The sequence below is a fragment of the Micromonospora sp. NPDC049089 genome (assembly GCF_040648775.1).
Classification (GTDB): domain Bacteria; phylum Actinomycetota; class Actinomycetes; order Mycobacteriales; family Micromonosporaceae; genus Micromonospora.
In genome coordinates this window covers 25,912-39,179 of record NZ_JBEZEH010000037.1, presented here as the reverse complement: position 1 = coordinate 39,179, position 13,268 = coordinate 25,912, and the positions used below count along the sequence as shown (strand labels likewise).

Genomic DNA, 13,268 nt, shown 5'->3' with positions numbered 1-13,268 from the left:
CCCGCCGGCCGGGACTGGTTGAGGTCCAGGTCCCGGCCGGCCGCCGAGGATTGGGTGGCCGCTACGGCGACCGTGGAGGGTCGCCGCGCTGCCGTGGCCCGGGCCGGGTGTGTCAGCGGGCCTGGAGCGCGTCGAGGGCGACGGCCATCGCGATGACCAGGCGACGGTCGATCTGCGGGTTCTGCACCTCGACGACGTACTTGTCGCGCAGGCCCCACTTCTTGACCACAGTGAAGACCGGCTGACCGCCTGCGGTGAAGTCGAAGTGGTACGGCAGCCAGGACAGCGAGTCGACGAATCGACGCAGCAGTGCCACCGGCATGCTCCGCTCCTGGCCCGTCACCTGCGGCAGACCGGCCTGCTCGACGTGCCAGGTGGAGCGCAGCAGCGACTGGGCGAAGTCCTTGCGGAACAGCCCGATCGGGTTGCCGGCCGCGTCGGTGACGTCGTACGTGGCGCCGAGGTCGATGCGCTGGCGGGCCTTGAAGCCGAGCAGAGGCTGCTGCTTGGAGTCATCCGTGTAGATGGTCACCTGCTCCTTGAAGGCGAGCCGCTTCTGCTGCGCGAACGCCAGCAGCTCACCTTCGGTGCCGTCGGGGGCGACCGCCCGGACCTCGTACTGGTTGACCATCATGCGCAGTCGCTGGCGGATGTGGAACTGGTGCTGGCCCTGCAAGTTGTCGAGCTGCATGTGTACTCCTCCGGGGTTGGTGCGCCGGAGTCTCGCACAGCCCGACAACCGTCGCGTCCCTGCCGCCCTTGTTCAGCTGCTGCTGGGTAGCCGCCGAGGTCGCCGGACGACTACCCAGCACGGAGTGGTCACTGGTGCCCGGGCAGGACCACTCCGAAGGACGTCAGCGACTGTCGACGGAGTTCGCGGCCCGCAGCGCCGCGGTGTTCAGCACCTGGTGGATGCCGCGCAGCCGCTCGTTGATCTGTTCCAGCCGTTCCGCCTGGGCCAGGGCGGCCAGTGCCGACCCCAGCGCGATCTGCTGGTCGAGGGTGAGATTGTCCTGGTCGATGGTGTAGAGCAGGTCGACGGTTTCGGCGATGGTGTCGGCCACGGCTTCTCCTCGGGCACGGGGGCGGTCGGCAACATGGGCATCGATGGAAGCGCTCCCACACCATTGTGCCCCGTGCCAGGCCGATTCATGCAAGCCGCTCAGTCCGGCAGGTTCGCCAACACCACGTCGAGCACCCGGATCGCGTCCGGTTTGGAGAGGGGGTTGTTGCCGTTGCCGCATTTCGGTGACTGCACGCAGGACGGGCAACCGGCCTCACAGCCGCACTCCGCGATCGCGTCCCGGGTGGCCCGCAGCCACGCCGCCGCCGTCCCGTACGCCCGCTCGGCGAACCCGGCGCCACCCGGATGCCCGTCGTAGACGAAGACGGTCGGCGCCTCGGTGTCGGGGTGCAGGGCGGTGGAGAGCCCGCCGATGTCCCACCGGTCGCAGGTGGCCATCAGCGGCAGCAGGCCGATCGCGGCGTGTTCGGCGGCGTGCAGCGCACCCGGCACGTCGGCCGGCTGGACCCCGGCGAGGGCCAACGACTGCGGTGACAGGGTGAACCAGACCGCCACCGTGCGAAGCTCCCGGGCGGGCAGGTCCAGCGGCCGGGTGTCGATCACCTCGCCGGTGGCGATCCGCCGCCGCTGGTACGACACCACCTGGCTGGTCACATCCACCTCGCCGAGGAACATGCCCACCGGGCCGGCGTCCACGTAGGAGCGCACCGACACCACCGACAGGTCGGTGACGTCGCGGGCGTGGGTGGACCAGTCCGGTTCCTCGGCGCGTACCAGCGCGCAACCGTCGGCCAGGTCAAGCTGGTCGACCACGTACGAGACGCCCTGGTGCAGGTAGACCGCGCCGGAATGCAGCAGAAAGTGCGACGAGCCGCCGTCGACAGTGCCGAGCAGCCGGCCGGTCGACGACTCCACCACCGCGACCGGGGCGCCGCCCTCGCCGCGCAGGTCCACCTCTGGCCGCTCGCGGTGCCGCCAGTACCAACCGGTGGGCCGCTGCCGCAGCGCCCCCGCCGCGACCAGCTCGTCGACCGCCTCCTTCGCCCCCTCGCCGAAGAGCGCCAGGTCGGCAGGTGTGAGCGGCGCCTCCACCGCGGCGCAGGCCAGCTGCGGTGCCAGCACGTACGGGTTGGCCGGGTCGAGCACCGTCGCCTCCACCGGCGCGCCGAAGATCGCCTCCGGGTGGTGCACCAGGTAGGTGTCCAGGGGGTCGTCCCGGGCCACCAGCACCGCGAGGGCCTCCTGCCCGGAGCGCCCGGCGCGGCCCGCCTGCTGCCACAGCGACGCCCGGGTGCCCGGGTAGCCGCAGATCAGCACCGCGTCGAGCCCGACCAGGTCCACGCCCAGCTCCAGCGCGTTGGTGGAGGCCAGGCCGAGCAGGTCGCCGTGCAGCAGCGCCCGTTCCAGCTCGCGCCGCTCCTCCCGCAGGTAGCCGCCCCGGTAGGCGGCCACCCGGTCGCCGAGCCCTGGAACCGCGTCGTCCAGAGCTCGACGTGCGTTGGTGGCCACCACCTCGGCGCCCTTGCGGGAGCGGACGAAGGCGAGGGTGCGTACCCCCTCGGCGACCGTGTCGGCGAGCAGGTCCGCGGTCTCGCGCAGCGCCGACCGGCGGACCTGGTGGAGCTCGTCGTGTTCGCCCGTCGCCTGCGGCGGCACCGGGGTCGAGGCCGACGAGTCGGGTGGCAGCAGCGGCGGTTCCCAGAGCGCGAAGGTGACTCCGCCGCGGGGGGAGGCGTCCTCGGTGACCGCCGTCACCGGCAGCCCGGTCAGACGCCCCGCCGCGGTGGCCGGGTCACCGGACGTCGCCGAGGCGAGCACGAACACCGGGGTGGCCCCGAACCGGGCGCACTGCCGGCGCAGCCGACGCAGCACGTGCGCGACGTGCGAGCCGAACACGCCCCGGTACGTGTGGCACTCGTCGATCACCACGTACGCGAGTCGGCGCAGGAAGCCGGACCACTGGGCGTGCCCGGGCAGGATGCCGTGGTGCAGCATGTCCGGGTTGGTCAGCACGAACCGGGAGTGCCGCCGGATCCACTCCCGCTCGGTGCGCGGGGTGTCCCCGTCGTAGCAGGCGGGGCGTACCCCTTCCAGCTCCAGCGCGGAGACGGCGCGCAACTGGTCCGCGGCGAGGGCCTTGGTCGGTGCCAGGTAGAGCACCGTGGCCCGGGGGTCGGCGAGCAGGGTGGCCAGGGCGGGCAGTTGGTACGCCAGTGACTTGCCGGACGCGGTGCCGGTGGCGACGACGACGTGCTGGCCCTCGTACGCCAGGTTGGCAGCCTCGGCCTGGTGCTGCCACGGCGCGACCACGCCGCGTCGGGTGAACGCCGCGCGCAACTCCGCCGGTGCCCACGACGGCCACGGCGCGGGCACCCCGGCGCGGGCCGGCACCCGCTCGACGTGGGTGACCGGGTCGGCGGCGCCTCGGGCGCGTAGCCGGCGCAGCAGGTCGGCGGGCGCTGGCCCGGTGCCGGGAGCAGCGGATACGGTGGCCGCGGACGACGACTCCAGGTCGTGGCGCGGCGTGCCGCGCGCGGAGCTGAAGTCGTTGGAGGTCACGCCCTGCACTCTCGCACTGGTGTTCGGAGATGAAAAGTCGGACACCGGGGTAAGGGGAAGCCTCCGCTGGCGTCCGCAGGCCGCCCCGGCGGTAGTGGTTAGATGCCCACGAGAGTTTACGGCTCTGGCGAGGAGGACCGATGGAGCTGTCACTGGCGACCCGCACCGTGGGCGAGCACACGGTGCTCGAGGTCGGTGGTGAGGTGGACGTCTACACCGCGCCCCGGCTCCGTGAGCGACTCCTCGAACTGATCGACGGTGGCGCCCGTCACGTGGTGGTGGACCTCGGTCGGGTGGACTTCCTCGACTCGACCGGGCTGGGCGTGCTGGTCGGCGCGCTCAAGCGGCTCCGCTCGGCCAGCGGTTCGTTCGCGCTGGTCTGCGACAAGGAGCCGCTGCTCAAGATCTTCCGGATCACCGCGCTGGACCAGGTGTTTCCGCTGCACCCGACGGTCGACGCGGCGGTCAGCGCCGACTCGGCGGGCGCCGACGCGTGATGGCGACAGTCAAGCTCTCTTTTTCGCCCGCTCCGGTGCACGTGCGCACCGCCCGCCTGGTCGGCGTCGCCGTTGCCCGGCGGGCCGGGGTGCGGGAGGACCTGCTGGACGAGGTGCGCCTGGCCATCGGTGAGGCGTGCACCCGCGCGGTGGCCCTGCACCGGCAGTACGGCCTGGCCGACCCGGTGCTGGTCGAGATGTCCGACGGTGGCTCGTACGCCGTGCGGGTGGTGGACCGGGCGCCGATCGAGGCGGGTATCGGTCTGACCGCGCTGCCGCCGGACGAGCTGGCCAACGAGTCGCTGACCGATGAGGCGCTCACCACCGGCGTCGGCTTCGCGCTGCTCGCCGGTTTCGTCGAGGACCTCCAGGTGCGCCCGGTCGACGAGGGCATCGGCACCGAGGTGCGGATGGTGTGGCCGGTCGGCCGCTGACCAGTTCCGCTGCGTAGGCCGCGTCCCCTGCTGGGGATGCGGCCTTCTTTGCATGGATCGGGCCCTATATCAGATTTCGTTTCATAACACAGCGACGAAGATCATCGCGACACGGTGCCACCTGGGTGTGACCTCCAACACTGTGGAGGGCTACAGTACCCGGGTTGTCAGCAAGTGACCTATCCCGCAGCCAGCGGGTATGGGTGTTCATCGCTGGTCCGCTGGTGGGTTGGCGCGCGCTTGCGAGTCCGCATCCAGGCGTCGGTCAGTGCGTCTCCACTCACCGGCGCGATTGTTCGGTAACAGGAGGACACAGATGTCCGAGACCTTGGCCGCCGACGGCGGCGGGCTTTCCCTTACCGGAAGCAATGTCACCTACGTCGTCATCGCCGCGGTTGTCGCGCTGGTGGCACTTGGTTTCGCTGCCGCCCTGACGAAAACGGTGCTGGCCGCTGGTAAGGGCACCGAGAAAATGCAGGAGATCTCGGGGGCCGTCCAGGAGGGCGCCTCGGCCTACCTGCTCCGACAGTTCCGCACCCTGGCGATCTTCGTGGTCATCGCCGTCGTGCTGCTCTTCCTGCTTCCGGTGCACGACACCGACGGCAGTGAGCTCGCGGTGAAGCTCGGCCGGTCACTCTTCTTCGTGGTGGGCGCCCTGTTCAGCGCGTTCATCGGTGGTGCCGGCATGTGGCTGGCCACCAGAGCCAACCTGCGGGTGGCCGCCGCCGCGAGGGAGCGGGCAGGCGGCCGCGAGGCGGCCATGAAGATCGCGTTCCGGACCGGCGGTGTCGTCGGCTTCTTCACCGTCGGCCTCGGCCTCTTCGGTGCCGCGCTCGTCGTTCTGATCTACCGGGGTGACGCGCCGACAGTGCTGGAGGGCTTCGGCTTCGGCGCCGCCCTGCTCGCGATGTTCATGCGGGTCGGTGGCGGCATCTTCACCAAGGCCGCCGACGTCGGCGCCGACCTGGTCGGCAAGGTCGAGCAGGGCATTCCCGAGGACGACCCGCGCAACGCCGCCACCATCGCCGACAACGTGGGCGACAACGTCGGTGACTGCGCCGGCATGGCCGCCGACCTGTTCGAGTCGTACGCGGTCACGCTGGTGGCCGCGCTGATCCTCGGCCGCGCCGCGTTCGGCGAGGAGGGCCTGGTCTTCCCGCTGATCATCTCCACCATCGGCGTGCTGATCGCGATCGTCGGCGTCTTCATCACCCGGCTGCGTGCGACCGACCGCAACGCCCTGACCGCGATCAACCGGGCCTTCTACCTGTCGGCTGTGCTCTCCGCGGTGCTGGTGGCTGTTGCCGCCTTCGCGTACCTGCCGGCGACGTTCGGCGAGTTCGACAGCGGGCTCACCGACGCGCCTGGCAACCCCCGGCTGGTCGCCATCGGCGCGGTCGTGATCGGCATCGTGCTGGCCGCCGCGATCCAGGCGCTGACCGGCTACTTCACCGAGACCAACAGGCGACCGGTGCAGGACATCGGCAAGAGCTCGCAGACCGGTGCCGCAACCGTCATCCTGGCCGGCATCAGCATCGGTCTGGAGTCGGCGGTCTACTCGGCGCTCCTGATCGGCGCAGGCGTCTTCGGGGCGTTCCTCCTCGGCGGCAGCTCCATCACGCTGTCGCTGTTCGCGGTGGCGCTGGCCGGCACCGGCCTGCTCACCACTGTCGGCGTCATCGTCGCGATGGACACCTTCGGGCCGATCTCCGACAACGCCCAGGGCATCGCCGAGATGTCCGGTGACCTCGACGAGCACGGCGCTCGCACGCTCACCGAACTGGACGCCGTCGGCAACACCACCAAGGCGATCACCAAGGGCATCGCGATCGCCACGGCGGTCCTCGCGGCGACCGCGCTGTTCGGCTCCTACACCGACTCGCTCCGCAGCGCGTACGAGGACGCTGGCGTGGGCGACGTCGGTACGGAGATCCTCAACTCGCTGAACGTGGCGAACCCGCGCAACCTGGTCGGCCTGATCATCGGCGCGGCGGTGGTCTTCCTCTTCTCCGGGTTGGCCATCAACGCGGTGTCCCGCTCGGCCGGTGCCGTGGTGATGGAGGTCCGCCGGCAGTTCCGTGAGCTGCCCGGCATCATGGACGGCACCCAGCGCCCGGAGTACGGCAAGGTCGTCGACATCTGCACCCGGGACGCGCAGCGCGAGCTGATGACCCCCGGCCTGCTCGCCATCCTGGCGCCGATCGCTGTCGGCTTCGGCCTCGGGCCCGGCGCGCTCGCGGCGTACCTGGCCGGTGCGATCGGTGCCGGCACCCTGATGGCGGTGTTCCTGTCCAACTCCGGTGGGGCCTGGGACAACGCCAAGAAGCTGGTCGAGGACGGCGCGTACGGGGGCAAGGGCTCCGAGGCGCACTCCGCCACTGTCATCGGCGACACCGTCGGCGACCCGTTCAAGGACACCGCCGGCCCGGCGATCAACCCGCTGATCAAGGTGATGAACCTGGTCTCGCTGCTGATCGCGCCCGCCGTGGTGGCCTGGAGCGTCGGCGACGACCGCAACGTCGGCCTGCGGGTCGGCATCGCGCTGGTCGCGACGCTGATCATCGTGGCGTCGGTGGTGTTCAGCAAGCGCAAGGGCATCGCGATGTCCGACTCGGACGCCGACGGCAACACCGGCGCGGGCAGCACCGACCACCGCCCGGAGACGGTCAACGCCTGATCCAGGAACGGCCCGGGGTCCCCGGTCGACGTGGCTTGTCGACCGGGGACCCCGGCCGTCCGGCCCGATGCCACACCTGGCCAAAGGCCGTACGCTGCAACGCATGCGTACGTGCCGGGCGTCTGCCGCCGGAAAGCTCACGGTGGTCCTGGCCACGATCGTCGTTCTGGCCGGCTGCGGCGGCGGCCCCAGCCCACGGGCCTGGGCGGCCTCGGTCTGTGGCGCCCTCACCCCGTGGCGCTCCGAGATCAACAAGTTGACCAGCAGCACCGACGAGCAGATGACCGCGCAGACCACGCCGGCGCAGGCCAAGGAGAACCTGGTGCGGCTCTTCGACGGGGCGGAGCAGGCCAGCGAGGCCGCGCGCAGCAAGGTCGAGAAGGCGGGCATCCCGGAGGCGGAGAACGGCGAGGCCATCTCCGCGGGTTTCCGCAGCTCCCTGGGGAAGATGCGGGACGCGTACGGCCGTGCCCGGGACACCATCGACGGCCTGGGCACCGGCGAGCCGACGGCCTTCTACGACGGCGTGCGGGCCGCCGTGGAGACCCTCAACAAGGAGTACGACGCCGGCGCGCTGGACACCAGCAAGCTCAACTCCGAGGAGTTGAAACAGGCATTCGACGAGGTGCCGGAGTGTCGCTGAGCGGGCTCGGTGACACCGGGAAGGCACAGCCGCCTCCGGCGCTGTTCCCCGCGCCCGAGTCCGACACGCCCACTCCCGGGCGACGCCGTGGCGGCGCGCCGCAGGACCGCTCGTCGCCGGACGGCCTGGTTCGGAGCGGCCCGCCCCAGACGGACGACGCGGGCCGGCAACTTGTCTTCTTCGGCGCGGATGCGGCCGAACCGACAGTCGCCGACCTGGCCGGGCTGCTCGCCGGGCCGGCCGAGGTGGTCCGGATGGGCGGCACCGCCCGGCTCTCGGTGCAGGTGGACGCCGCCTGGCGGGTGCACGTGCTCGTCGCCGAGCTGGCGTCGCGTGGGCTGGCGGCGAGCTGGGAGCCGACCGAGGGCGCGCGACACGCCGTTCGTACGTCGTACACCCGGATCCTGAAGCCGCTGGCGGCCGCCTGGCTGCACGGTACGACGAAGCGTCCGCCGGCCGCGTTCCACCTGACCGGTCGGCGGTTGCGGCTGTGGCTCGCCGCCGCCGGGACGCCGGAGCCTCCGGACTGCTTCCTGTTGCGCCTGGGCGTCGACGACCAGGAGTGTTGGGAGCCGATCGGCGTGGCGCTCGCCTCGGCGGGGCTGGCCGGGGCGCTGCTCGGCCCGGGTGAGGGCGGCCCGGCGTACCGGATCACCGGCCGCCGCCGGTTGGCGCGGCTCGCCGAGCTGGTCGGCGGGCCGCCGCCCGCCACACCACCCGAAGCCTGGCCAACCTGATCCGCCCCTCATCGCGTCGATCATGGAGTTGTGGTGGGGGACGTATTGCTCGTCCGGGGTCAAAACGCCCACCATAAGTCCATGATCGACGCCGTTGGGCGGCGGCTTGAGACGGTGTGGCCGGGTGTCTGGTGCCGGACAGACGGCGGGTCGATCCAGGCGGAAAACGGGCGGGTCGTGGGCCCGCCATCGTCACAGTGACCCGCTTCGAGCCCTACCCACGGTGTACGGTGGCGCCGTCCGGCAGTGCCGAGCGCGGCGGAGTGGCGTCGACAGCCGCGTCGAAGCGGTTTGCGGCCCGCGAAACCCGAAACGCGGGCGGCGCGTTACGTTGGACATCCGGACCGCCGGTGCGACGGCGGGGTCGAAAGCGGTCGCTGTCCGGGCGCCGGCAGGCCACGAGCAGGAGTGAGGTCGGGGAGAGACGTGCCGAGCAACGCTGGAACCACCCGTCTGGTCATCGTCGAGTCACCGGCGAAGGCCAAGACGATCTCGGGCTACCTCGGCCCGGGGTACGTCGTGGAGGCCAGCTTCGGTCACGTCCGCGACCTGCCACGTAACGCCGCCGACGTGCCGGCCAAGCACAAGAAGGAGCCCTGGGCCCGTCTCGGGGTGGACGTCGACAACGGCTTCCAGGCTCTCTACGTCGTCTCCGCCGACCGTAAGCAGCAGATCAGCAAGCTGGTGAAGCTGGCAAAGGAAGTCGACGAGATCTTCCTGGCGACGGATGAGGACCGCGAGGGCGAGGCGATCGCCTGGCACCTGGTCGAGACGCTCAAGCCCAAGGTCCCGGTCAAGCGGATGGTCTTCCACGAGATCACCAAGCCGGCAATCCAGGCGGCGGTGGCCAACCCCCGGGAGATCGACCGCGATCTGGTGGACGCCCAGGAGGCGCGCCGGATTCTCGACCGCCTGTACGGCTACGAGGTCTCCCCGGTGCTGTGGAAGAAGGTCATGCCGCGGCTTTCGGCGGGCCGGGTGCAGTCCGTGGCGACCCGCATCGTGGTCGAGCGGGAGCGGCAGCGGATGGCCTTCCGCACCGCCGAATACTGGGACATCCTGGCCAGCCTCGCGGTGGCCGACGCCGGTGAGGGCCCGCGTGCGTTCAACGCCACCCTGATCGCTCTCAACGGCGACCGGATCGCCACCGGTAAGGACTTCGAGCCGACCACCGGTCGCGTCCGGGCCGGCGCCGGCGTCGTGCATCTCGACGAGAGTGGCGCCCGGGGTCTCGCGGCCCGGCTGGAGGGGCGGCCGTTCACCGTCACCCGGGTGGAGGAGAAGCCCTACCGCCGTCGCCCGTACGCGCCGTTCATCACCTCGACCCTCCAGCAGGAGGCGGCCCGCAAGCTGCGCCTGTCCTCGCAGCAGACGATGCGCACCGCGCAGCGCCTGTACGAGAACGGCTACATCACCTATATGCGTACCGACTCGGTCAACCTGTCGGAGACCGCCATCTCGGCGGCCCGCCGACAGATCGTCGAGCTCTACGGCGAGCGCAGCGTTCCGCCGGAGCCGCGCCGCTACACCGGCAAGGTGAAGAACGCGCAGGAGGCGCACGAGGCGATCCGCCCGGCGGGGGACAACTTCCGTACCCCGGGCGAGGTGGCCAAGGAGCTGTCCGCCGAGGAGTTCAAGCTCTACGAGCTGATCTGGCGGCGCACCATCGCCTCGCAGATGACCGACGCGGTCGGCTCCAGCGTGTCGGTGCGCATCCGGGCGGTCTCCACCTCGCAGGAGGAAGCCGACTTCGGCGCGACCGGCAAGACCATCACCGACCCGGGCTTCCTGCGCGCCTACGTCGAGTCGAGCGACGACGAGAACGCCGAGGCCGAGGACGCCGAGCGTCGGCTGCCCACCCTGGTCAAGGACCAGCGGCTGACCGCCGACGAGTTGGCCGCGCAGGGCCACCACACCCAGCCGCCGTCGCGCTACACCGAAGCGTCGCTGGTCAAGGCCCTGGAAGAGCTGGGCATCGGCCGTCCGTCCACCTACGCCTCGATCATGCAGACGATCCAGGACCGGGGGTACGTCACCAAGCGCGGCCAGGCGATGATCCCGACCTTCCTGGCCTTCGCGGTGATCGGGCTGATGGAGCGGCACTACCCCCGCCTGATCGACTACGACTTCACCGCCACCATGGAGAACGAGCTGGACGAGATCGCCGGCGGTGACCACGCGGCGGTCGACTTCCTCACGGCGTTCTACTTCGGCAGCGCCAACGGTGCCGGCGACCAGGACATCGCTCGTTCCGGCGGGCTCAAGAAGCTGGTCACCGAGAACCTCAACGACATCGACGCCCGCAGCGTCAACTCCATCCCGCTCTTCACCGACGACGACGGCCGCGAGGTCGTCGTGCGGGTCGGCCGCTACGGGCCGTACCTGCAACGGGAGTTGCCCGGCGGCGAGCAGCCGGCACCGGCTGCGGCTTCCGGTGAGGGCGAGGAGGGCGGCACCCAGGGTGACCGGGCGCCGATCCCCGAGGGCCTGGCCCCGGACGAGCTGACCCCGGAGAAGGTGCACGAGCTGTTCCTGGGCGGCAGCGGCGAGCGCAAGCTCGGCGACGACCCCGGCACCGGCGAGCCGATCGTGCTCAAGTCCGGCCGGTTCGGCCCGTACGTGTCCAGCGGCGAGCGCAAGTCGTCGCTGCTGCGTACGCAGACCCCGGACTCGCTGACTCTGGAGGAGGCGCTCAAGCTGCTCAGCCTTCCCCGGCTGATCGGTGTCGCGCCGGACGGCGTCGAGATCTTCGCGAACAACGGTCGCTACGGCCCGTACGTCAAGCGGGGCGAGGAGTTCCGTTCGCTGGAGTCCGAGGACCAGATGTTCACCGTCGGTCTGGACGAGGCGCTGGCTCTGCTGGCCGCCCCGAAGGCCCGTGGACGGCGAGCTGCGGCGCCGCCGCTGCGCGAGATGGGCGTGGACCCGGCGACCGAGAAGCCGATGGTGATCAAGGACGGCCGGTTCGGTCCGTACGTGACCGACGGGGAGTTCAACGCGTCGCTGCGGCGCGGGCAGACGCCGGAGGCGCTGACCATCGAGGAAGCGTCCGAGATGCTGGCCGAGAAGCGGGCCAAGGGTCCGGCGCCGCGGAAGAAGGCGGCGGCGAAGAAGGCGCCCGCGAAGAAGGCGACGGCCACCAAGAAGACGGCCGCCGCCAGCAAGTCCACGGCCGCGAAGAAGACCACCACTGCCAAGGCGACGGCGGCGAAGAAGGCTCCGGCGAAGAAGGCCGCCCCGCGCAAGGCCGCCTCCAACACCGACTGACCACGCCTCGGGTCACCTGATCGTCACGCGTCGGTCCGACGCGAGCCGTCAGACCCCGAGGACATGCGTCAGGTGGGGGTTGGTGAAGACGCGGTGGGGGTCGAGCCGGTCGCGGACGGCCTGGAAGTCCGCGAAGCGGGGGTACGCGGCGGCCAGCGAGGCGGCGTCGCGGTAGTGCAACTTGCCCCAGTGCGGGCGACCGCCCAGCCCGGCGGCCACCTGCTCGAAGGCCCGGAAGTACGGCTCGTACGGCATGCCGACGTACTGGTGCACGGCGATGTAGGCGTTGTCCCGGCCGTAGCCGTGCGACAGCCAGATGTCGTCGGCGGCGGTGAATCGCACCTCCACCGGAAAGAGCACCTTGAACGGCAGGCCGTCCACGATCCGCTGGAGCGCGGCGAGCGCCTCGGGCAACGCCTCCCGGGGCAGGCCGTACTCCATCTCCACGAAGCGGACCCGGCGCGACGTGCAGAAGACCCGGTCGGAGCGTCCGGTGTACTGCCGTTCGGTGAGGGCGCGGGCGGACACCGCGCTGATCCCCGGGGCCAGCGCGGGCACGGCCCGGCCGAGTCGGCAGGCGCCGGCGAAGACCCGGTTGGACAGGAAGTCGTCGTCCACCCAGCCGCGCCAGCGGGACAGCGGCCGGTCGTTGGCGGGTACCCGGTCGTTGGCCTTGACCTGGACCCGGGACGTGTACGGGAACCAGTAGAACTCGACGTGGTCGTGTCGGCCGATCAGCTCGGGTAGTTCGCCGAGCACGTCGGCCAGTTCGGCCGGTCGTTCGTGGGCGCGCAGGACGAAGGCGTCCACGCAACGCAGGGTCACCTCGACCAGGACGCCGAGCGCGCCGAGCGACACCCGGGCGGCGGCGAGGACGTCGGGATGCTCGTCGGCGGTGCAGCGCAGCACCTCGCCGGTGCCGGTGACCAGTGTGATCGCCTCGACGAAGGTGGAGAGGCACCCGTAGCCGGCTCCGGTGCCGTGGGTGCCGGTGGAGATCGCCCCGGCGACGGTCTGCGCGTCGATGTCGCCGAGGTTGGGCAGCGCGAGGCCGTGCCGGGCGAGCAGACCGTTGAGCGTGTGCAGGGTCATGCCCGCCGGCACGGTGACCAGTCGGTGTGCGACGTCCACGCTGACGGTGGTGTCCAGGTCGGACAGGTCCATCCGGCGGTCGTCGGCGAGCGCGACGGCGGTGAACGAGTGGCCGCTGCCCGCCACCCGGATCCGACCGCCGTCGTCGGCGGCAGATCTGACGGCTTCTACGACGTCGGTCGGCGAGCCGGGGCGCAGGATCGCGCTGGCGCTGCCACGCTGGTTCCCGGCCCAGTTGGACCATCCAGCCCCGAGCGGTGCGGTGCGGACCATGCGCGCTCCTCATTCATGAATATGAACTGACTTCATATCAGGAACGTTCTAGCTGGTAAATACCG

At 71.0% G+C, this 13,268-nt stretch carries 10 protein-coding genes; 6 read left to right on the top strand and 4 right to left on the bottom strand.

All coding sequences use genetic code 11. The annotated features are described in order from the left end of the window. Positions 1-112: 112 nt before the first annotated feature. The 3 genes from AB0B48_RS09575 to AB0B48_RS09565 form a co-directional block, all read right to left on the bottom strand. Positions 113-691: a hypothetical protein gene (locus AB0B48_RS09575; protein ID WP_238668797.1), complete on the bottom strand. Its 579-nt coding sequence runs from the start codon at positions 689-691 to the stop codon at positions 113-115. Positions 692-854: 163 nt separating this feature from the next. Beyond that, a complete protein-coding gene (locus AB0B48_RS09570) occupies positions 855-1,064 on the bottom strand; it encodes a hypothetical protein (protein WP_357198402.1) in 210 nt (69 codons plus the stop codon). A gap of 98 nt (positions 1,065-1,162) precedes the next feature. Further along, positions 1,163-3,583 carry a DEAD/DEAH box helicase gene (locus AB0B48_RS09565; RefSeq protein WP_357198399.1) on the bottom strand — a complete coding sequence of 807 codons (2,421 nt, stop codon included), beginning with the start codon at positions 3,581-3,583 and terminating at the stop codon, positions 1,163-1,165. Positions 3,584-3,723: 140 nt separating this feature from the next. On the opposite strand from AB0B48_RS09565, the gene AB0B48_RS09560 reads away from it, so the two are divergent. The 6 genes from AB0B48_RS09560 (at position 3,724) to topA (ending at position 11,838) form a co-directional block, all read left to right on the top strand. Continuing rightward, entirely contained in the window at positions 3,724-4,080 is a 357-nt protein-coding gene (locus tag AB0B48_RS09560) for an STAS domain-containing protein (RefSeq protein ID WP_355004901.1), read from the top strand. Further along, complete coding sequence (locus AB0B48_RS09555; protein ID WP_030334228.1) at positions 4,077-4,514, top strand: ATP-binding protein; 438 nt, start codon at positions 4,077-4,079, stop codon at positions 4,512-4,514. Before AB0B48_RS09560 ends, AB0B48_RS09555 begins: the two co-directional genes overlap by 4 nt. Positions 4,515-4,830: 316 nt before the next feature. Further along, positions 4,831-7,191: a sodium-translocating pyrophosphatase gene (locus AB0B48_RS09550; protein WP_357198396.1), complete on the top strand. Its 2,361-nt coding sequence runs from the start codon at positions 4,831-4,833 to the stop codon at positions 7,189-7,191. Positions 7,192-7,294: 103 nt separating this feature from the next. Next, positions 7,295-7,834 carry a hypothetical protein gene (locus AB0B48_RS09545; RefSeq protein WP_357198393.1) on the top strand — a complete coding sequence of 180 codons (540 nt, stop codon included), beginning with the start codon at positions 7,295-7,297 and terminating at the stop codon, positions 7,832-7,834. 125 nt (positions 7,835-7,959) lie between these two features. Beyond that, entirely contained in the window at positions 7,960-8,571 is a 612-nt protein-coding gene (locus tag AB0B48_RS09540; RefSeq protein WP_357198408.1) for a hypothetical protein, read from the top strand. Positions 8,572-8,997: 426 nt separating this feature from the next. Next, positions 8,998-11,838: a type I DNA topoisomerase gene (gene topA / locus AB0B48_RS09535; RefSeq protein ID WP_357198390.1), complete on the top strand. Its 2,841-nt coding sequence runs from the start codon at positions 8,998-9,000 to the stop codon at positions 11,836-11,838. Positions 11,839-11,886: 48 nt separating this feature from the next. Here topA and AB0B48_RS09530 read toward each other — a convergent pair whose 3' ends face one another. Further along, complete coding sequence (locus tag AB0B48_RS09530; RefSeq protein ID WP_357198387.1) at positions 11,887-13,203, bottom strand: D-arabinono-1,4-lactone oxidase; 1,317 nt, start codon at positions 13,201-13,203, stop codon at positions 11,887-11,889. Positions 13,204-13,268: the final 65 nt, after the last annotated feature.

Excerpts from the sequence above, each read along its gene's own strand:
- AB0B48_RS09545 (WP_357198393.1), top strand. The coding sequence starts at position 7,295 with ATGCGTACGTGCCGGGCGTCTGCCGCCGGAAAGCTCACGGTGGTCCTG.
- AB0B48_RS09550 (WP_357198396.1), top strand. The coding sequence starts at position 4,831 with ATGTCCGAGACCTTGGCCGCCGACGGCGGCGGGCTTTCCCTTACCGGA.
- AB0B48_RS09575 (WP_238668797.1), bottom strand. The coding sequence starts at position 691 with ATGCAGCTCGACAACTTGCAGGGCCAGCACCAGTTCCACATCCGCCAG.
- AB0B48_RS09530 (WP_357198387.1), bottom strand. The coding sequence starts at position 13,203 with ATGGTCCGCACCGCACCGCTCGGGGCTGGATGGTCCAACTGGGCCGGG.
- AB0B48_RS09560 (WP_355004901.1), top strand. The coding sequence starts at position 3,724 with ATGGAGCTGTCACTGGCGACCCGCACCGTGGGCGAGCACACGGTGCTC.